Here is a 19,306-nt window from a genome sequence, read left to right as displayed (position 1 = left end):
CCGATCAGAGAATGCTGGCGATGCGTGGTATCGAAAGCTTCGGCTTGCGCGAGTGCTGCGGCCGTGGGTCCCGGTGCGCGAGCTTCTCACGCAGCATGGTCCGGCCGCGGTGGATGCGCGAACGCACGGTCCCCAGCTTGACGCCAAGCGCCGCTGCAACTTCGTCGTAGGACAGGCCCTCGAGGTCGCACAGCACAACTGCCGCGCGGAAGTCCGGCGGAAGCTCCTCCAGTGCGGCCTGCACGTCGAGGTCCAGGTTGTTCAGTTCGAAGCTCTGCTCCGGCCCCGGTTCGCGGCCCGGGATCCGGGATTCGGCGTCCTCCGCCAGCGCGTCAAAACGGATGCGGCTCTTCCGCCGTGCCTGATCCAGGAAGAGGTTAGTGGTGATGCGGTGCAGCCAGCCGTCCAACGTGCCAGGTTTGAAGTTTTCCAGTGACCTGAAGACCCGGACAAAGACCTCCTGGGTGAGGTCTTCGGCGTCGAACTTGTTTCCGGTCAGGCGGTAGGCCAGCCGATAGACTTTCGCGGAATGGTTGGCAACCACTTCTTCCCAGGTTGGCCTGACCCATTCGACCGCAGGATCTTGTGATGCAGGGACAGGTGCCACAACTGATGCTGACATCGTCCACTCCCCTCGTGGATAAGCTAACGCCCGGATACTGTTGACATCTCTGGTTCGGCGCCGATCACCGTATGGATGAGCGGATCTCCATCATTTCAAAGTTGGCTGGGAATTTCCTGATTGGCAAGCCACTTCTGCCAAAGGCGCAACCCCCGGGATCCGGCGTCCGTGCCTTAAGACACAGTAGGCTGTATTCAACACTCCCCTGCCGCCCAGAAAGCGAAATCACCCATGAGCGCCGACAAGTCCACGAGCTGGTCCTATGCAGAAGATCTGCCCGCAGAGGATGAAGTCATGCTTCGTGCACGCGAACGCTCCTTTGAGCTGGGAGTGACCCCGATCGGACGCGGCGTAGGCGCCGTCCTGACGGTCCTGGCAGCGTCCTCCAAGGCGCAGACCGCCGTCGAAATCGGTACTGGAGCAGGAGTTTCCGGTGTCTGCCTCCTGCGCGGCCTGGGGCCCCAGTCCGTGCTGACCACCATCGATGTGGACGTTGAACACCTGAAAGCGGCACGGGAGGCGTTCTCGGAGGCAGGCAGCCCTGCCAACCGCACGCGCACTATCTCCGGACGTGCCGGTGACGTCCTGCCGCGGCTCACCGACTCCGCCTACGACCTCGTCTTCATCGACGCCGACAAGCCGGGCCTGCCGGGTTACGTGGAACAGGCTGTCCGCCTGCTGAAGTCCAGGGGGCTGCTGATTATCAACGACGCCCTGGACAAAGATCGGGTGGCCAACCCTGCCAACAGGGATGCCACCACGGTTGTGCTCCGCCAGGTGGGCAAAGCCATCCGCGACGACGAGCGGCTCGCCTCCAGCATGCTCCCCACCGGCGACGGCCTTTTGGTCGCGGTCAAGAAATAGGCGGCCAAGAATAGCCACGCCCGGGAATAGTCCCGGCCAGGAAAAAGGCCAGGGCCCGCCGCCCTAAGGCTGCGGACCCTGGCCCAGCGAGATTATTCGGTAACGCCTACGAGGCATTCCTTAAGGTTTGCCGCTTCCGCTGCATTGAGTTCAACAACAAGCCGTCCGCCACCTTCGAGCGGCACACGCATAATCAGGCTGCGGCCCTCCTTGGTGACTTCCATAGGGCCGTCGCCGGTGCGTGGTTTCATAGCCGCCATGAGGAATTTCCCCTCCAATTAGTCCAGGACATATCAGCCCGGACGGGCTGTGTCCGCATGGTCAATCAAGCCGCTATGGCGGCACGCGTGGGCACCGCCATGGCTGAACATATTCTGAATGCTTTTGTCCTTGCTTACTTACTATTATCCCGTAATTACCCGCACGTAGCTAATCGATGGACATTTCCGGCCGCGTCGCATTCCTGCACTCCGCCGCCGGGCATGGCGGGCAATCACGGCGGATAGTCGCCGCCTCCGGGCAGTTGGGCCCAGGCCCACAGCCAGACAATCCAGACGATCTGCAAAATAACAAACATCACGATTACTGTGCCGCGGTAGGCCTTGGAGCGGGACAACACCGCTGCAGCGAGGGCCAGCGGAAAAAGCGGAAGCAGCATCCTGAACGTGCTGGTCTGGGGATGCAGGAACAGCAACAGGTATCCCATGTAGCAGGCGCACCACAAACGGAGTTCAACACCAAGTTTCAGTACCGGAGGGCTGAAGAGCATCAGCGTAAACAGCCCGGCAAAAACGAACGGCGCAACCACGCCCAGTACCGGCCCAAAGAGCTGGATGCCTGTGTCGAACCATGGCTTGAACGGCACGAGGTCGTGACCCCGCCAGACCGTCTCCGTCTTGGTGTACGCCTCGATGTCACCGGTAGCGGCCCAGGCGGCGGCAGGCCAGATGAGAGCGGCGGCTCCGCTGACGGCGGTCAGGCCAGCCAGGGCGCCCAGCTCCCGCCGGCTGTGCACCTGGGAGTCCTGTTCACCACGGCCTCGTTGCACCAGCCGGCAGATAAACAGCACTCCAACCATGGCGGCAAATGGCACCCCCACCGGCCGGGAGAGGCTCATGAGCAGCACCACGGGCATCGCGAGGTAGTACTGCCGCCTTACCAGCAGCAGCAGCGCCGCACCCAGAAGGAGGATGGTCAATGGCTCGGCGTAGGGCACCTGGAGTATCCCGGAAACGGGGAAGGTCGCGAAGAACGCCACTGCCCACATGGCTGTGCCGTGCGGCACCCTGTGGCGGAACAGGCTGTAGAGGACCAGGGCTGCCATCAACCCTGAGAACATCGCGATGAGTGCCAGCGACGCTTCCGGCGCGATGCCGGTCAGCGCTGAAAGTGCCCCGCCAAGGAAGGGGAAAAGCGGGTAGAACGCCCAAGCGTTTTCCTGGACATTGCCGGCCGCGTCAACGGGGAGGACCGCCGGGTAGCCGTTGCTGATCACCTCGCCGTACCACCGCGCGTCCCAGATATTGATGAAGTTCCAGTAGTCCGGCTTGGCAGGGAACCAGGGATTTGTTCCCTGGTGCCGGGCTGCAGCCACGAAGATACCTGCGCTGACCAGCCTGGCCGCCACGTAGAGGGCTGAAACCTGAAGCCACCACGGCCAGTGCCGGACTGCTCCTCCGGCCCGTGTCGCCAGTGCGCTGATCGAGGAGGCGAAGCCCTGCCTGCTTCCAGTGTCCGTGCTCAAGCCCCGTCCTCCGCCGGGCTCCGGCCCGGGCCCGGCGGTGCCTGTTCCGGTCCCTGTTGCGGTGTCGGTTCCGCTGCCTGTTGCGGTTCCAGGTCCGTGTCCGCCGGTTTCTGAATCACACGCTGTGCCTCAACAAGCCGCGCAGTCAGTTGCTCCACTTCCCCGCGCTTGGCGGCGAGCTGGTCGCGAAGCTCATCAAGCACCTGGTCCACCTGGTCCATGCGGTAACCGCGCAGGCCCAGGGAAAAGCGGACGCGGTCGACGTCGGCCGGCGCCGCATCGGCGGGGAGCAGGACTGGAGGAAGGTTTGCCACGGGCTGCTCGAAGCCGGCGTCGAGGAGTCTGCTTTCCCGCACGGCGCCCGGGCGGCCGCGCCGGAAGATGCTGGAAGGGCCGCCGGCACCGGCCCACACGACAGCGCCAACCAGCACGATGGCAAGGAAAACCAGGAAGAAGCTCACAGCATCAATCGTGCCAGATCGCGGGCAACCTGCTATTCGGGCCGCTGCTCGCCGTTGGACGGTACCTGGACAGTGCCGTGGAGCACGCGGTCCACGGCGTCGGCGGCATCGTCAACAACCTGGATCAGGTCCAGGTCCTTCTCGGAAACCATGCCCTCGGCCACCAGTGTGCCCTTGATCCACTCGATCATCGGACCCCAGAAGTCGACACCAAGCAAGACGATGGGGAAGGAGGTGACCTTCCGCGTCTGGACCAGCACCATTGCTTCGAATAATTCATCCAGCGTCCCCAGCCCGCCTGGAAGGACAATGAAGCCCTGGGCATACTTCACGAACATCGTCTTGCGCGCAAAGAAGTACCGGAAGTTGATGCCGAGGTCCACCCATTGGTTGAGGCCCTGTTCAAAGGGAAGTTCGATGCCCAATCCCACCGACACTCCGTTTCCCTCAACAGTCCCGCGGTTGGCGGCTTCCATGGAACCGGGACCGCCTCCTGTAATCACAGCCACGCCCGCCTCCGCGAGTTTCCGGCCCACTTCCACGCCCATCTCGTAGTAAGGGCTCCCCGGCTTGGTCCGGGCGGAACCGAAAACGCTGACCGCCGGGCCCAGGTCTGCCAAGGCCCCGAAGCCTTCAACGAACTCGCTTTGAATCCTCATCACACGCCACGGATCGGTGTGGACGAACTGCCCGGCACCCTTGGTGTCAAGCAAATGCTGATCAGACATTTCCACGGCCGCCTGTTTGCGGCGGAGTTCAAGGGGCCCCTTACGGCGCGGCTGGGAAGTTTTGGCCGGATCTGCGTTGATGCTCATCACACAAGGCTAGCGCCACGGCGGGCACACCAGCGGCAGGTATCTCTTGAATCACGATCCGCACGAACTTGGCGTGATTCCCGTCATAAGAGGTCTTTGTTCGCTAGATTCTTCCTATGACTACTCATGTGCCCGGCGATGCGCTCGTCTCCCTGAATGGTGTGAATAAGCATTACGGTCAGCTGCACGTTCTCAAAGACATCAACCTCCATGTCCGCAAGGGCGAAGTGGTTGTTGTCATTGGGCCCTCCGGCTCCGGCAAGTCCACGCTGTGCCGTGCCATCAACCGCCTCGAAACAATCGAGGGCGGCACGATCAGCATTGATGGAAAAGTGCTGCCGGAGGAGGGGAAGGAACTCGCCCAGCTCCGCGCCGACGTCGGGATGGTCTTCCAGTCCTTCAACCTGTTCGCGCACAAAACCATCCTTGAGAACGTCACCCTTGGTCCCATCAAGGTCAAGGGCGTGGCCAAGGCCCAGGCCGACAAGGAAGCCATGGCATTGCTGGAGCGGGTAGGCGTGGGACACCAGGCTCCCAAGCTGCCGGCGCAGCTTTCCGGCGGCCAGCAGCAGCGTGTAGCAATCGCCCGCGCACTGGCCATGAAACCGAAGGTCATGCTCTTCGACGAGCCCACCTCGGCGCTCGACCCCGAGATGATCAACGAGGTCCTGGATGTCATGATCCAGCTGGCCAAGGAAGGCATGACCATGGTGGTGGTGACCCACGAGATGGGCTTCGCCCGGAAGGCCGCGGACCGCGTGGTCTTTATGGCTGACGGCCAGATCGTGGAGGACGCCAAGCCGGAGGAGTTCTTCACAAACCCCCAGAGCGACCGCGCAAAGGACTTCCTGTCCAAGCTGCTTACCCACTGATTCAACCATCGAACGCACACACTCCAGTTCGCACCCAGGCCGTGACCCGCGGCCGACCAATGAAAGGAATGTCATGAAGGCATTTATGACCCGCCGGAAGTCGTTCTTCGTGGCGGCTACCGCAGCCTTGGCGTTGTCCCTGAGCGCCTGCGGCGGAACCACGCCCGGCACCACCGCCGATCCCACCGTTGCCGAGAAGCCCACATTCGCCGCTGGCACCACCATGGAGAAGCTGGCCTCGGCCGGCACCATCAAAATTGGTACAAAGTACGACCAGCCGCTCTTCGGCCAGGTGGGCCTGGACGGCAAGCCCGTTGGCTTCGACGTCGAGATTGGCAAGCTGATCGCAGCCAAGCTCGGCATTCCCGCAGACAAGATCGAATGGTCCGAGACGCAGTCGGCCAACCGGGAGCCCTTCATTGAACAGGGCAGGGTGGACATTGTCATCGCCACCTACACCATCAACGCCAAGCGCAAAGAGGTCGTCAGCTTCGCGGGTCCGTACTATGAGGCCGGCCAGGCACTGATGGTCAACAAGGACAACGACTCCATCAAGAAGCCGGAAGACGTCAAGGGCAAGAAGGTCTGCTCCGTGACCGGCTCCACCCCTGCCGCCACCATTGTGGACAAGTATGGAGCGATACTCGCCCCGGCCGGCAAGTATTCAGACTGCCTGGAACCCCTGCGCAACAAGCAGGTTGAAGCCATCACCACGGACAACGTGATCCTGGCCGGCTTCGTGGACAAGGAGCCGGATGCCTTCAAGCTCGCCTCCGACGAAACCTTCACCAAGGAGCCCTACGGCATCGGCCTGAAGAAGGATGACACCGAGTTCCGCAACTGGATCAACGACCAGCTGGAAGCCTTCGAGGAAGACGGATCCTACAAGAAGGCCTGGGAAGCAACCGCGGGTTCGGTCATCAAGACCGCTCCTGAACTTCCCGCCCTCGACCGTTACTAGGTAACAGCGGCGGTTTCCGGGGGATGTTATTGCACAGCTGATCCCCCGGAAGCCGCCACCTCTTTTTCGACCGCCTACGCCCAGAGCCGAAGGATCCTATGGAAGTCATCATTGAAAACCTCCCCCTGTATTGGGAAGGCCTTCTCCGCACTCTTTTCCTGTCTGTCGTCTCCGGGATCATCGCCCTGATAGTCGGAACCCTCCTGGCTGCCGCCCGGGTCTCCCCCGTTGCGGCGTTGCGCGGCTTCAGCACCGTGTACGTGGAGGTCCTCCGGAACACGCCGCTGACCATTGCCTTCTTTTTCGCCGCAGTAGTCCTGCCGCGGCTCGGGGTGACCTTCCAGCAGTTCGAAGTCGCCGCTATCATCGCCCTCAGCGCCTACACTGCGGCTTTCATCGCCGAAGCCGTGCGCTCCGGCGTCAACAGTGTGCCGGTCGGCCAGGCAGAGGCCGCGCGCAGTATCGGCATGAAGTTCGGGCAGGTGCTCTCTTTCATCATCCTGCCGCAGGCCCTTCGGACGGTGATCCCGCCGCTGATCAACATCCTGATTGCCCTCGTGAAGAACTCCTCGGTCGCCGGCGCGTTCTTTGTACTCGAACTTTTCGGCTACGGCCGCCAGATGGCTAACGCCAACGGCGACCAGGTCATGGCCGTGCTTCTCGGCGTGGCGTTCTTCTATCTGCTCCTCACCGTTCCGCTGGGCATCCTGGCCAGCACGGTGGAACGAAAGGTGGCGATTGCCCGATGACATCAGTTCTCTACGACGTTCCCGGCCCCAAGGCACGCCGGGTCTCCCTGATCGGTTCCGTCATTGGAACCGTCCTCATCCTTGGCCTGCTCGCATGGATTGTCATGACCCTCACGCAGCAGGGCATCTTTGAAGGACGGCGCTGGGCAATCTTCACCCGCGCCGACGTCTGGACACTGCTCGCAAGCGGTATCGGGGCCACGCTCAGTGCCGCTGCGATCGCCGCAGTGATCGCGTTTCCGCTCGGGCTGATGCTTTGCCTGCTCCGGATCTCACTCGTTGACTGGATCCGGATACCCACGCGGATAGTCCTTGAGTTCCTGCGCGGGATGCCCGTTGTCCTCATGATGCTCTTCGTGCTGCTGGTTTTCGGCACAAGCTCCTTCGTTGCCGTGATTGCCGGGCTTGTCCTGTACAACGCCGCGATCTTCGGTGAAATCATCCGGGCCGGTATTCAGTCGCTGCCCAAGGGCCAGAGGGAGGCGGGCCTGACCATCGGGCTCACCAGCTTCCAGTCCCGCATGCTGATCGAACTGCCACAGGCTGTCCGCCGGATGATGCCATCTCTGGTGGCCCAACTGGTGGTACTCCTAAAGGACACGTCGCTTGGCTACATCGTGGCCTACGGCGAGCTCCTGCGCGCAGTCCAGGTCATGGCGGACTTCCTTGGCAACGCGTTCCTGTTCCCGATCTTCTTCGTAGCTGCCGCCATCTACATCGCGATCAACATCTGCGTGTCCCGGATCGCGGTCTGGATCGAGCGCCGTGGTTCCAAGAAAGCCGCGGGTGGGGTGGCCAAGGCGCCAACCGCCGTCGTCGCCCCGGAACTTCCCGAGGTACGCGAACCCAAGTAGGCTGCTTCCTCCAGCGTGCAGAAAGGGTCCGCAGCCAGCTGGCTGCGGACCCTTTTTGCATTGCGGACTAGGCAGCCAGCCAGCTCCGCAGTGCGCGCAGGCATTCGCGGATGGCGTCCGCGTCAACGTGTTCGTTGTCCTTGTGCGCCAGCAGCGGGTCACCCGGCCCGAAGTTCACGGCCGAGATGCCGAGTTCGCTGAAGCGTGCGACGTCGGTCCACCCGTATTTGGGTTTCGGCTCGGCCCCGACGGCGGCTACGAAGGACGCGGCAGCGGGATGATTCAGGCCGGGACGCGCGCCCGCGGCAGCATCGGTGCGCACGACGTCGAAGCCTTCGAGCAGTTCGCGCACGTGGGCCTCCGCCTGGTCAGGCGTCTTGTCAGGGGCGAAGCGGTAGTTGATCTCCACCACGCAGCGGTCCGGAATGACATTGCCTGCCGTGCCTCCGTTGATCTTCACGGCGTTGAGGCTCTCCCGGTAGTCCAGTCCATCAACGTTGACGGTCTGTGGTTCGTAGGCAGCCAGCCTGGCCAGGATCGGGGCCACGGCGTGGATGGCGTTCTTGCCCATCCAGGCGCGGGCGGAATGCGCTGCCTCCCCCACCGTAGTGGCCTCAAAACGGCTGGTCCCGTTGCACCCGCCCTCCACCGTTCCGTGGGTTGGCTCCAGGAGGATGGCAAAATCGCCACCCAGGAGCCCGCCGTAATTGCGGACCAAGCGGCCCAGCCCGCTCTTGACCGCTTCCACTTCCTCGTGGTCGTAGAAGACAAAGGTGACATCGCGACTGGGTACCGCGCCGCCGTCGAACATGGTGGCTGCCAGGGCCAGCTGGACCGCAACGCCGCCCTTCATGTCCGTGGCTCCGCGTCCATACAGGGCCCCTTCGCCCGGAATACCGGACTCCCAGCTCGACGGGACAGTGCCACGCGCGCCCTCGGTGGTTGGCAGCGGAACGGTGTCCAGGTGACCGGCAAGGATGACCCGTTCCGGCCGACCCAATTCCGTGCGTGCAATCAAGGAGTCGCCGTCGCGCACCACGTGCAGTTCCGGGATGGCTAGCAGGGCGGCCTCAACGGCGTCGGCCAACTCCGTCTCGTTGCCGGAGACACTGTTGATGTCCATGATGGCGGCGGTGAGGAGGGCAACGTCCTGGTGGACGTCGAGCGGCAGGATGGAAGCGTCAGGAGCAGTTTCGGCAGTCACGAAGCCAGTCTAGTTCGAACCGGGGGTCCGGCTCTCGATAGACTGGGCCCATGACTGAGACCGCTACTTCTGCCGTGCCCGAAAACCAGAACGCAACCGTTGATGCCCGCTCCGCCTATGGCTTCGGAGTTGCCACCATCGCCACCGCCCCTGGTGACGAAAACGGCGTGGAAAATGCCAACGCCACCGTCCTGGATGTCTGGTTCCCGGCCCCCGCCCTTGGCGTGGCCGCGGAGAGCCTGCGGGCCGTCGAAAACGCTGACCCTATCCTGACTGAAATCGCGAAGAACGGGGCCGACGCCGACCGTGGAACCGAGCAGAAAGTGGTTTTCGTCCAGATAAACCTGGATGAGGCACCGGCAGACACAGCTGACGCGTACCTGCGCCTGCACCTGCTGTCGCACCGCCTCGTGAAGCCCAACACCATCAACCTTGATGGCGTCTTCGGCAAACTCCCCAACGTCGTCTGGACCAATTTCGGCCCCGCCGCCGTGGAAGGCTTCGAACTGACCCGCGCCAAGCTGCGCAAGCGCGGCGCCGTCACCGTTTTCGGCGTCGACAAATTCCCGCGCATGGTGGACTACGTGGTACCCACCGGAGTCAGGATCGCCGACGCCGACCGCGTCCGCCTCGGTGCCCACCTCGCCGAAGGAACCACGGTGATGCACGAGGGCTTTGTGAACTTCAACGCCGGCACGCTGGGGACCTCGATGGTGGAAGGCCGTATCTCCGCCGGTGTAGTCGCCGGTGACGGCAGCGACGTCGGAGGCGGCGCGTCCATCATGGGAACCCTGTCCGGCGGCGGCAAGGAAAAGATCGCCATTGGCGAGCGCGTGCTGCTGGGCGCCAACTCCGGCGTCGGAATCAGCATCGGCGATGACTCTGTGGTGGAAGCCGGCCTCTACGTCACTGCCGGCACGCGCGTTCGCGTGATCGGCCCGAAGGACGCCGACGGTGAGGACACCACGAAAGTGGTCAAGGCCGTTGAGTTGTCCGGTGTTCCCAACCTCCTGTTCCGGCGCAACTCCACCACAGGCGCTGTGGAGGTCCTCCCCCGCAAGGGCCAGACCGTGGAACTCAACAACGCCCTGCACGCCAACTGAGCCCCGCACCTCATCCTTCAGTGGCACGTAAACGTGGCCTCCGGCGACCTGTGGTGCTGCTCCTCACTCTGGCACTGGTAGGAGGCGGGGTTTACACGGCTGTTTCGTTTCTGCAGCGCTCCGAGACCCTGGTCTCAGAGCGCTGCACAGCCGTGGTTGGCTCCCAGACGGCGGAACTCGCTACTGACCAGGCGGTCAACGCGTCCCTGATCACCGCCGTCGCGGTCCAGCGCGGGCTTCCGCCGCGCGCCGCAAGCATCGCCCTGGCCACTGCCATGCAGGAATCCAAACTGCGCAACATCGGCCACGGTGACCAGGCCGGTCCGGATTCGCGGGGGCTGTTCCAGCAGAGACCGTCCCAGGGATGGGGGACGGAGGCACAGATCATGGACCCCTACTACGCGGCCAACGCGTTCTACGACGCACTGGTCAAGGTACCGGGCTACGAATCCCTGGAAATCACCGACGCCGCCCAACGGGTGCAACGCTCCGCATACCCCGACGCATATGCCCAGCATGAGGAAATGGGCCGGTACTTCGCCTCCGGACTGACGGGCCAGTCGCCGGAAGCGGTGAACTGCACGCTGCGCTCCCCTGACGCTCCGGGCGACCCCGCCCGAGTGGCCGCCGAGTTGTCCCAGGCTTATGGCGCCCTGGACACCACGGCGGAGGCGCAGACGCTGACCATTGAGGCAAGCGGCGCCCGGGCGTGGTCGGTGGCCCATTGGGCCGTTGCCAACGCCAAGGGCCTTGCAGTCATCAATGTGGAGGTTGCCGGGCGAAGCTGGAGCCGCGGAGACGACGGATGGCAGGTCTCCGATGCCGCCGACAGCCAGGTACGGATAACCGTCTCGCCTCCCATCGACAGCTAAGCTCCTCCGGCGGCCGAGGTTTTAGCAGGACGTGCTCAGACGAGCATTTCCACAACTGGCTGGACGTAACTGCGGAAGAGCTCGGGCTGGGACATCAGCTCGTGGCTCATGATGATCTTGTCCGGTTCCAGGTACCACGCCCGTTGCTCGTTCAGGGGCAGTTCAATAATGGTCAGGTTGAAGTCCCGGGAACCCCTGCCAATTTCCATGAGGCGGTCATCGACCATGTCATCGAGCAACTGGTCGGAGCCGCTGGCCACCCTTTCCGCCTCCAACTCGGCATATTCGCTGCGGCGCTCCCGTGCCCACGTCAGGGCGGCCCCGAAGTGCGCCTGCAGGACACGCTGCAGCGCCGGGGAGTTGCCGAAGGCCTCAAAGGTGGGCGGCGTCAGCTCCGGCGACATCTGGGGATAGGACTTGAGCAACTGGTCCCACCAGGCTTCCCACTCCGTCTTGAGTGCACTAAGCCCACCCACTTCGGCAGTGAGATGGGAGTGGTCCGCATGGCGGATCTTTGGGGCGGCATGGGACAGGGCGGGACGGCCGGCCCCGTCCAGTCCGGCGGCATCTCGCACGTACAGGGCGATCATCATGGGACCTGACGTGTCCATGGTTATCTGCCAGCCGGAACCGCCTGTGTGATGCATCCCTATTCCTCCCGTGGCGTGCGCTGTACCGGCTTTGTGTTCCGGATCTGCTTCCCCCGGCTCCCAGTCTATTCCCGAAGCTGCCTGACGTTAACGGCCTGACCAGCGGACATGCCCGCGATATGGCGCTCCAGGACGTCCCGGCACATCTGTGCGGTCATCCACTCGGGCTGCAGCAGCGCGTGCATGCACAGGCCGTCAATGGTGGCAAGGAGCCTTTCGGCTTCGATGACCAGTGACTGCTGCCCGTTGCCATCATCCGGCACGAGGTCCGTGACCAGCCGGCCCACCACGGCAGCCACCCCGCGGTGGCTCCGGTCGGCCTCGGCAGCCAGGAAAGGCCGGATGCGGGCTGCGTTCTTGAAAGCCATCCAGACGCAGGCATCCACGGCGCGCTCTTCGTCCAGCGGCAACAGTTCACACAGCAGTGTTAATACGGCCTCGTGGTGTTCCACCGTGCCAGCTGTGTGTTGTTCCACCGTGTCCAGCGCACGGGAGACACGGAAGATGATCCGGTCAATGACGGCGGCAAACGAGTAGCCCAGCAGTTCCTCGCTGCTCGCAAAATAGTGCCGGACGGAGCCGACGGCGAGCCCGGCCTCATCGGCGACCTCGCGGAGCGACGCACGCTCCAGGCCATCTACGGCAATGATTCGGAAAACGGCGTCGACAACTTCCCCACGCCGGGCTTCGGCGTCCACGATTTTAGGCACTCCTCTTTTTAACACAGTTGTGCTTTATAAGCGTAATCCCGCTGCGCTACTTCCGGACCGGTCCATGACCGGCATCCGGAATGACCGGGCGCGCGGGGCATGAAGTGGGATAGCGTTGAGGCATGAAAATTCTGGTCACTGGTGGCACCGGGTACATCGGCTCCCACACTGTTTTATCCCTGCAGGAAGCCGGCCATGACGTAGTGGTGATCGACAACCTGGTTAACTCCAGCGAGGAGTCCCTGCGCAGGGTTGCAGAGCTCAGCGGAAAAACGGCCGAATTCCATAACGTGGATCTGGTGGACGAGGCAGCCGTCGAAGGCGTGTTCGCCAAGAGCGGGATTGACGCCGTCATCCACTTCGCCGGCCTGAAAGCGGTAGGGGAATCAGTCCGCGAACCCCTCAAGTACTACTACAACAACCTCGTGGGCACCCTGAACCTCATCCGGGTCATGGACCGCCACGACGTCCGCTCGCTCGTTTTCAGCTCCTCGGCCACCGTGTACGGCGAACACAACCCCATCCCCTACGTCGAGAAAATGGAAATCGGCGCCAACAACCCCTACGGCCGGACCAAGGAACAGATCGAGGACATCCTCTCTGACCTCGGCGACGCCGATCCCCGCTGGCACATCGCCCTGCTTCGCTACTTCAACCCCGTCGGCGCACACCCCTCCGGCCGCATCGGCGAGGACCCCCAGGGCATCCCCAACAACCTGGTTCCGTTCATCGCCCAGGTGGCCGTGGGGCGCCGCGAAAAGCTCATGGTCTTCGGCGGCGACTACGACACTCCCGACGGAACCTGCCTGCGGGACTACATCCACGTCGTCGACCTCGCCGAAGGCCACGTCGCTGCGCTGAACCACGTCGCGGACCGCGCCGGAGTGTTCCGCTGGAACCTCGGCTCCGGCAAGGGCTCCTCCGTCCTGGAAGTCCTGCGCTCCTTCGAAAAAGCCGTGGGCCAGCCCATCCCCTACGAGATCACCGGCCGCCGGGCCGGCGACCTCCCAGCGTTCTGGGCCGACCCCCACTCAGCCCTGGCCGACCTCAGCTGGTCCACCACCAAAACTATCGACCAGATGTGCGAAGACCACTGGCGCTGGCAGAAAAACAACCCCCAGGGTTACAACTCCTAGCATCTAAGGTACAAAAAGCGGCCACGGGCAACGCAAATGCGTGACTCTTAGCTGACCCGAGAATTGGGTTCAGCGGAATACCGGGCTTTCCGTTTCGCCGGCCGCTCAAAAGTGACGCAATCTGGCTGCGGGAAAGGCAGCGAGCGGTAGCTTTGGGGCCATGAACGACGGCGGCCGCCCACCTTGGGAAGGTGGGCGGCCGCCGTCGTTATTCTGTAGGAGCCGGTGGCGTCAGCGGACCGGGTAATCGCGCTCGGGCTCGCCGATGTACAGCTGGCGCGGGCGGCCGATCTTGGTGTTGGGGTCGCTGATCATTTCACGCCACTGCGCGATCCAGCCCGGCAGGCGGCCGATCGCGAAGAGCACCGTGAACATCTTCTCGGGGAAGCCCATGGCCTTGTAGATGAGGCCGGTGTAGAAGTCCACGTTCGGGTAGAGCTTGCGCTGGATGAAGTAATCATCATTGAGCGCCTTCTCTTCCAGGCGCATGGCGATGTCCAGCAGTTCGTCGTTGCCGCCAAGCTTGCTGAGGATCTCGTGGGCTGTTGCCTTGACGATCTTGGCTCGCGGATCGTAGTTCTTGTAGACGCGGTGTCCGAAGCCCATCAGGCGGACGCCGTCTTCCTTGTTCTTGACCTTCTCCATGTAGTCCTCGGGCTTGGTGCCGTCGGCCTGGATCTGGCGGAGCATCTTCAGCACTGCTTCGTTCGCGCCACCGTGGGCCGGGCCGAAGAGGGCATTGATGCCTGCCGATACCGATGCAAAGAGGTTGGCGTTGGAGGAACCAACCAAGCGCACCGTGGAGGTGGAACAGTTCTGTTCGTGGTCAGCGTGCAGGATCAGGAGGAGATCCAGCGCCTTGGCGATGACCGGGTCCACTTCATACTGCTCGGCGGGGAGGCCGAAGCTCAGGCGCATGAAGTTCTCGACGAGGTTGTGGGAGTTGTCCGGGTACAGCATGGGCTGGCCGATGGACTTCTTGTGCGCGTAGGCAGCGATGACCGGCATCTTGGCCATGAGGCGGATGGTGGAGACTTCCACCTGCTCGGCGTTGAACGGGTCCAGGGAGTCCTGGTAAAACGTGGACAGCGCTGACACGGCCGATGACAGTACAGGCATCGGGTGGGCATCCCGCGGGAACCCGCTGAAGAAGCCCTTCAGCTCTTCGTGCAGCAGGGTGTGGCGGCGGATCTTCTGGTCGAACTCTTCCAGCTCCGTGGCGCTGGGCAGGTTTCCGTAGATCAGCAGGTAGGAGACCTCGAGGAAGCTGGAGTGCTGCGCCAGCTGCTCGATGGGGTATCCGCGGTAACGCAGGATGCCCGCATCGCCATCGATGTAGGTGATCGCCGAGGTGGTAGCCGCGGTGTTCATGAAGCCGGGGTCAAAGGTGACTGCGCCCGTCTGCTTCAGCAGTTTGGAAACGTCGTAACCTTCGTTTCCTTCAATAACCTGGATGCGCGGGAGCTTTAGCTCGCCTCCTGCGTGGAGCAGGGTTGCGCTGTTGGTCTCAGTCATGGAGTCCCCTTCATGAGGCGTCTGGGCCTCTGTCGAAAGCTTGATCCAACATCCGGTGAGCCGTGCACTGTCCCTGTACATCCAGGATTCCAACACCCGGGCTGCCTTCTTGTAGAAAGCCACCATTGATAGTCACTTAAAAAGTACAGCCCCTTGGCGGGTGTCACTAATCGGCGTCGTTCGAAAATGCCCTAAAATGCCTATCTTGTGGCGCGAGTCACATCATTGTTACGGAGCTGCCGCAAGCCTCGACACGGCCGCGTCGATGCGTTCATCGCTTCCCGTCAGGGCAACGCGTACAAACCCGTTGCCCGCATCGCCATAGAAGACGCCAGGCCCCACCACGATGCCGCGGTCCGCAAGACGGCCCACAGTCTCCCACGTGCTCTCGCCGGCGGTGGACCATAGGTACAGCCCCGCCTCGGATTCTTTGATCTCCAGGCCAAACTGCAGCAGCGCAGGCACCAGCCGTTCCCGGCGTCCGCGGTAAAGGTCCTTCTGGGCCAGGACGTGGGCGTCGTCACCCAATGCCACGCGCATGGCTTCCTGCACGGGGTAGGGCACAATCATGCCCGCGTGCTTTCGGCTGTTAACCAGGTTGGCCATGATGTCCGCATCGCCTGCTACGAAAGCAGCACGGTAGCCAGCAATATTGGACTGCTTACTCAGGGAGTACACGGCCAGCAGGCCTTCATGGGACCCACCTGCGACGCGTGGATCCAGGACGCTGGGTACCGGCTCACCGCCGCGCTGGACATCCCAGGCACCCCAGCCGAGTTCCGCGTAGCATTCATCAGACGCGACAACGGCACCGAGGTCCCTGGCCTGCGCGACAAGAGCCTTCAGGGAATCAACACTCCTGACGCTTCCGGTGGGGTTGCCCGGGGAATTCACCCAGATCAGCCGCACGCGTGAGCGCGTCACTTCATCAAGTTCGTCGAGGTTGTCCGTGGCCACCGACGTGACACCAGCGAGCGTGGCCCCGATGTCATAAGTAGGGTAGGCCACCTTGGGACGGACGACGACGTCGCCCGGCTGGAGCCCCAGCAGGAGCGGCAGCCAGGCCACCAGTTCCTTGGACCCGACGGTGGGCATGACATTCCGCGGGTCCAGGCCCGGAACGCCGCGGCGGCGTTCGAACCACCCGGCAATGGCTTCCCGCAGCGGGATGGTGCCATGGACGGTCGGGTAGCCCGGTGCGTCAGCGGCGGCCTTGAGTGCCTCCTGGATCAACGCCGGAGTAGGGTCAACCGGAGTTCCAATGGAGAGGTTTACGGCCCCGCCATGATGCTCCGAAGCCCTGGCCAGATAGGGCGCCATGGCCTCCCACGGGTAATCGGGCAGGCTCAGGCCAAAATTGTTCACCGCTGCGGTCACCGGGGTACCCGGCTCAGTGGTCTTGGTTCTGCGGGGGCAGCGCGGCAATCATCGGGTGGTCCTTGCCCGTGTTGCCGATCTTGGCGGCACCGCCGGGCGACCCAAGGTCATCGAAGAATTCCACGTTGGCCTTGTAGTAGTCAGCCCACTCATCGGGGGTGTCATCCTCGTAATAGATGGCCTCCACCGGGCACACCGGCTCGCAGGCACCACAGTCGACGCACTCATCCGGATGGATGTACAGCGAACGCTCACCCTCATAGATGCAGTCGACCGGGCATTCCTCAATACATGCCTTGTCCTTGACATCTACACACGGCTGCGCGATTACGTACGTCACGTCCCTTGCCTCTCCACGTTGTTTCCGGCGACGGCCGGCAGTTGCATCCGGCGCTCGGTCCGGACTGTTGACTTCAGAGCCTATTATCTCCCAGCCCGTTCCTGCGAACCTAGCCGGCCGCCTAGTATGAACTGGTGAGTCCCACCCAGCCTACGCCCCGAGAGTTTCTGGCCCGTGCAGCGCCCGGGACCAGGGTGGTGGTCCGCTACCGGATCGCAGGCGGCGGCCTCACTGACGCGCTGGGCCATCTGGTGGACACCGACGACGACGGCTGCACCGTGCGCACGCGGCAGGCCGACGTCGTGATCCCCTTGGAACTCGTTGTGGCTGCCAAGGAAGTGCCACCCGCTCCCCCACGCCGCCCGGCGCGCGCCCGGGACTGAATCCCGGCCAAACATTTGGCGAAGTCCAAGCACAAAAACAAACTGCCGGTACGACGGCGGGAATTCCGCCTGCCGTACCGGCAGTTTCAGTTATGTGCTCTAGGTGATTAGACCTTCGCGCGGGCGCGGTTAGCCTTGGCGCGCTCGTTGGTGTCCAGGATGACCTTGCGGATGCGGATGGACTCCGGAGTTACCTCAACGCACTCGTCCTCGCGGGCGAATTCGAGCGACTCTTCGAGGGTCAGGTCGCGCGGCGGCGTCAGGTTCTCGAAGGTGTCCGAGGAGGCCGCACGCATGTTGGTGAGCTTCTTTTCCTTGGTGATGTTGACGTCCATGTCGTCTGCGCGGGAGTTCTCGCCGACGATCATGCCCTCGTAAACCTCGGAGGTGGGCTTCACGAAGAAGGAGCCTCGCTCCTGCAGGTTGATCATGGCGAACGGCGTTACAACGCCGGCGCGGTCCGCGATCATGGAACCGTTGGTGCGGTACTCGATCGGGCCGGCCCAGGGCTCGTAGCCCTCGGAGATGGAGGCCGCGATGCCGGCGCCACGGGTGTCCGTGAGGAACTTCGTGCGGAAGCCGATCAGGCCACGGGCGGGAACGATGAACTCCATGCGGCACCAGCCGGTGCCGTGGTTGGCCATGTTGGTCATGCGGCCCTTGCGGGCGGCCATCAGCTGCGTAACAGCACCGAGGTACTCTTCCGGCACGTCGATGGTCATGTGTTCCATCGGCTCGTGGATCTTGCCATCGATGGTCCTGGTGACAACCTGCGGCTTGCCCACGGTCAGCTCGAAGCCTTCACGGCGCATCTGCTCAACGAGGATGGCCAGCGCGAGCTCGCCACGGCCTTGGACTTCCCAGGCGTCGGGACGCTCAGTGGGCAGAACCTTGATGGAGACGTTACCGATCAGTTCCTTGTCCAGGCGGTCCTTCACCTGGCGTGCCGTGACCTTGGCGCCCTTGACCTTGCCGGCCAGCGGCGAGGTGTTGATACCGATGGTCATGGAGATCGCGGGATCGTCCACGGTGATCAGCGGCAGCGGCTGCGGGTTCTCGGCGTCGGTCAGGGTCTCACCGATGGTGATTTCCTCGATGCCTGCCACAGCGACAATCTCACCCGGTCCGGCAGACTCCGTGGGAACGCGGTCCAGGGCCTTGGTGGCCAGGAGCTCGGTGATCTTGACGTTCTTGAGTTCGCCGTTGGCCCGCGCCCAGGCAACGGTCTGGCCCTTGCGCAGGGTGCCGTTGTAAATACGCAGCAGTGCGAGGCGGCCCAGGAACGGGGAGGCATCCAGGTTGGTGACGTGGGCCTGGAGTACACCATTCGGGTTGTACGTGGGAGCCGGAATGTGCTCGATGATGGTCTGGAACAGCGGCTCCAGGTCTTCGTTTTCCGGAGCGGTGCCGTCGGCCGGCTGCTCGAGGGAGGCACGGCCTACCTTGGCTGCGGCGTAGACAACGGGAACGTTGAGGATCTTGTCCAGATCAAGGTCCGGAACTTCGTCGGCGAGGTCAGAGGCGAGGCCCAGGAGCAGGTCCATGGACTCGTGGACGACTTCCTCGATGCGCGCATCGGGACGGTCGGTCTTGTTGACCAGCAGGATGACGGGCAGGTGCGCGGCCAGGGCCTTGCGCAGCACGAACCGGGTCTGGGGCAGCGGGCCCTCGGACGCGTCAACAAGCAGGACGACGCCGTCAACCATGGACAGGCCGCGCTCCACCTCACCACCGAAGTCGGCGTGGCCGGGGGTGTCGATCACGTTAATGGTGATCGTCTCGCCCTTGGAGGACGGCCCGTTGTAGGCCACTGTGGTGTTCTTGGCCAAGATGGTGATGCCTTTTTCGCGCTCCAGGTCACCGGAGTCCATCACGCGATCTTCGAGGTGGTTGTGCTCGGCAAAGGAGTTGGTCTGCTTGAGCATGGCATCGACCAGCGTGGTCTTGCCGTGGTCAACGTGGGCCACAATCGCGACGTTGCGCAGGTCACTGCGCGATGCAGTGGCTACCGCGGTGTTGGTGGTGGTTTCAGACATGCGTAATGGCTCGATTCAGTGGGTCAGCTGTAAGTATC

Annotated in this window: 21 protein-coding genes; 9 read left to right on the top strand and 12 right to left on the bottom strand. The window is 63.2% G+C overall.

The features are described 5' to 3' along the window. Window positions 1-4: 4 nt before the first annotated feature. The gene (sigE, locus tag V9L18_RS02975) at window positions 5-622 is read right to left on the bottom strand and encodes an RNA polymerase sigma factor SigE (protein WP_337345695.1); all 618 of its coding nucleotides are present in this window, start codon (window positions 620-622) and stop codon (window positions 5-7) included. Window positions 623-853: 231 nt separating this feature from the next. On the opposite strand from sigE, the gene V9L18_RS02970 reads away from it, so the two are divergent. Then, window positions 854-1,486 carry an O-methyltransferase gene (locus tag V9L18_RS02970; protein WP_337345694.1) on the top strand — a complete coding sequence of 211 codons (633 nt, stop codon included), beginning with the start codon at window positions 854-856 and terminating at the stop codon, window positions 1,484-1,486. A gap of 92 nt (window positions 1,487-1,578) precedes the next feature. Here V9L18_RS02970 and V9L18_RS02965 read toward each other — a convergent pair whose 3' ends face one another. The 4 genes from V9L18_RS02965 to V9L18_RS02950 all read right to left on the bottom strand — a co-directional run bounded on the left by V9L18_RS02965 (window position 1,579) and on the right by V9L18_RS02950 (window position 4,506). Continuing rightward, a complete protein-coding gene (locus V9L18_RS02965; RefSeq protein WP_009357720.1) occupies window positions 1,579-1,746 on the bottom strand; it encodes a DUF3117 domain-containing protein in 168 nt (55 codons plus the stop codon). A 233-nt stretch (window positions 1,747-1,979) separates the two neighbouring features. Then, entirely contained in the window at window positions 1,980-3,230 is a 1,251-nt protein-coding gene (locus tag V9L18_RS02960; protein ID WP_443197922.1) for a hypothetical protein, read from the bottom strand. Beyond that, entirely contained in the window at window positions 3,227-3,691 is a 465-nt protein-coding gene (locus V9L18_RS02955) for a DivIVA domain-containing protein (RefSeq protein WP_337345693.1), read from the bottom strand. The genes V9L18_RS02960 and V9L18_RS02955 overlap by 4 nt, the downstream gene beginning before the upstream one ends. Before the next feature lie 32 nt (window positions 3,692-3,723). Then, window positions 3,724-4,506 (bottom strand): TIGR00730 family Rossman fold protein, encoded by a 783-nt coding sequence (locus V9L18_RS02950; RefSeq protein WP_337345692.1) that lies wholly within the window; start codon window positions 4,504-4,506, stop codon window positions 3,724-3,726. 116 nt (window positions 4,507-4,622) lie between these two features. Between V9L18_RS02950 and V9L18_RS02945 the strand changes: the two genes are divergently transcribed. The 4 genes from V9L18_RS02945 to V9L18_RS02930 all read left to right on the top strand — a co-directional run bounded on the left by V9L18_RS02945 (window position 4,623) and on the right by V9L18_RS02930 (window position 7,942). Next, window positions 4,623-5,378 carry an amino acid ABC transporter ATP-binding protein gene (locus V9L18_RS02945; RefSeq protein ID WP_337345691.1) on the top strand — a complete coding sequence of 252 codons (756 nt, stop codon included), beginning with the start codon at window positions 4,623-4,625 and terminating at the stop codon, window positions 5,376-5,378. A gap of 73 nt (window positions 5,379-5,451) precedes the next feature. Continuing rightward, window positions 5,452-6,339 carry a glutamate ABC transporter substrate-binding protein gene (locus V9L18_RS02940; RefSeq protein ID WP_337345690.1) on the top strand — a complete coding sequence of 296 codons (888 nt, stop codon included), beginning with the start codon at window positions 5,452-5,454 and terminating at the stop codon, window positions 6,337-6,339. 98 nt (window positions 6,340-6,437) lie between these two features. Further along, a complete protein-coding gene (locus tag V9L18_RS02935) occupies window positions 6,438-7,088 on the top strand; it encodes an amino acid ABC transporter permease (protein WP_337345689.1) in 651 nt (216 codons plus the stop codon). Next, entirely contained in the window at window positions 7,085-7,942 is an 858-nt protein-coding gene (locus V9L18_RS02930) for an amino acid ABC transporter permease (protein ID WP_337345688.1), read from the top strand. The genes V9L18_RS02935 and V9L18_RS02930 overlap by 4 nt, the downstream gene beginning before the upstream one ends. Before the next feature lie 67 nt (window positions 7,943-8,009). Here V9L18_RS02930 and dapE read toward each other — a convergent pair whose 3' ends face one another. Beyond that, complete coding sequence (gene dapE / locus V9L18_RS02925; RefSeq protein WP_337345687.1) at window positions 8,010-9,146, bottom strand: succinyl-diaminopimelate desuccinylase; 1,137 nt, start codon at window positions 9,144-9,146, stop codon at window positions 8,010-8,012. A 50-nt stretch (window positions 9,147-9,196) separates the two neighbouring features. On the opposite strand from dapE, the gene dapD reads away from it, so the two are divergent. Together dapD and V9L18_RS02915 are read left to right on the top strand one after the other, a co-directional pair. Further along, window positions 9,197-10,249 carry a 2,3,4,5-tetrahydropyridine-2,6-dicarboxylate N-succinyltransferase gene (dapD, locus tag V9L18_RS02920; protein ID WP_337345686.1) on the top strand — a complete coding sequence of 351 codons (1,053 nt, stop codon included), beginning with the start codon at window positions 9,197-9,199 and terminating at the stop codon, window positions 10,247-10,249. Between the two features lie 20 nt (window positions 10,250-10,269). Continuing rightward, complete coding sequence (locus V9L18_RS02915; protein WP_337345685.1) at window positions 10,270-11,121, top strand: hypothetical protein; 852 nt, start codon at window positions 10,270-10,272, stop codon at window positions 11,119-11,121. Window positions 11,122-11,156: 35 nt separating this feature from the next. Here the strand turns inward: V9L18_RS02915 and V9L18_RS02910 are convergent, their stop codons facing one another. Both V9L18_RS02910 and V9L18_RS02905 read right to left on the bottom strand, forming a co-directional pair. Next, on the bottom strand, window positions 11,157-11,768 hold the full coding sequence (locus V9L18_RS02910; protein ID WP_337345684.1) for a hypothetical protein: 612 nt from the start codon (window positions 11,766-11,768) through the stop codon (window positions 11,157-11,159). A gap of 68 nt (window positions 11,769-11,836) precedes the next feature. After that, the gene (locus V9L18_RS02905) at window positions 11,837-12,481 is read right to left on the bottom strand and encodes a TetR/AcrR family transcriptional regulator (protein WP_337345683.1); all 645 of its coding nucleotides are present in this window, start codon (window positions 12,479-12,481) and stop codon (window positions 11,837-11,839) included. Window positions 12,482-12,603: 122 nt separating this feature from the next. On the opposite strand from V9L18_RS02905, the gene galE reads away from it, so the two are divergent. After that, the gene (gene galE, locus V9L18_RS02900) at window positions 12,604-13,617 is read left to right on the top strand and encodes a UDP-glucose 4-epimerase GalE (protein ID WP_337345682.1); all 1,014 of its coding nucleotides are present in this window, start codon (window positions 12,604-12,606) and stop codon (window positions 13,615-13,617) included. 231 nt (window positions 13,618-13,848) lie between these two features. Here galE and V9L18_RS02895 read toward each other — a convergent pair whose 3' ends face one another. The 3 genes from V9L18_RS02895 to fdxA form a co-directional block, all read right to left on the bottom strand. Further along, window positions 13,849-15,132 carry a citrate synthase gene (locus tag V9L18_RS02895; protein WP_337345681.1) on the bottom strand — a complete coding sequence of 428 codons (1,284 nt, stop codon included), beginning with the start codon at window positions 15,130-15,132 and terminating at the stop codon, window positions 13,849-13,851. Window positions 15,133-15,360: 228 nt separating this feature from the next. After that, complete coding sequence (dapC, locus tag V9L18_RS02890) at window positions 15,361-16,509, bottom strand: succinyldiaminopimelate transaminase (protein WP_337345680.1); 1,149 nt, start codon at window positions 16,507-16,509, stop codon at window positions 15,361-15,363. Between the two features lie 13 nt (window positions 16,510-16,522). Beyond that, window positions 16,523-16,849 carry a ferredoxin gene (fdxA, locus tag V9L18_RS02885; RefSeq protein ID WP_009356972.1) on the bottom strand — a complete coding sequence of 109 codons (327 nt, stop codon included), beginning with the start codon at window positions 16,847-16,849 and terminating at the stop codon, window positions 16,523-16,525. A gap of 134 nt (window positions 16,850-16,983) precedes the next feature. On the opposite strand from fdxA, the gene V9L18_RS02880 reads away from it, so the two are divergent. Next, window positions 16,984-17,232 carry a putative acetyltransferase gene (locus tag V9L18_RS02880; protein WP_337345679.1) on the top strand — a complete coding sequence of 83 codons (249 nt, stop codon included), beginning with the start codon at window positions 16,984-16,986 and terminating at the stop codon, window positions 17,230-17,232. Between the two features lie 107 nt (window positions 17,233-17,339). On the opposite strand, the gene typA is transcribed toward V9L18_RS02880, so the two are convergent. Further along, on the bottom strand, window positions 17,340-19,268 hold the full coding sequence (gene typA / locus V9L18_RS02875) for a translational GTPase TypA (protein ID WP_337345678.1): 1,929 nt from the start codon (window positions 19,266-19,268) through the stop codon (window positions 17,340-17,342). Window positions 19,269-19,306 lie beyond the last annotated feature (38 nt).

It is taken from the genome of Pseudarthrobacter sp. CCNWLW217, assembly GCF_037203985.1.
Classification (GTDB): Bacteria; Actinomycetota; Actinomycetes; order Actinomycetales; family Micrococcaceae; genus Arthrobacter.
This window is presented reverse-complemented; position numbering and strand designations above follow the sequence as displayed.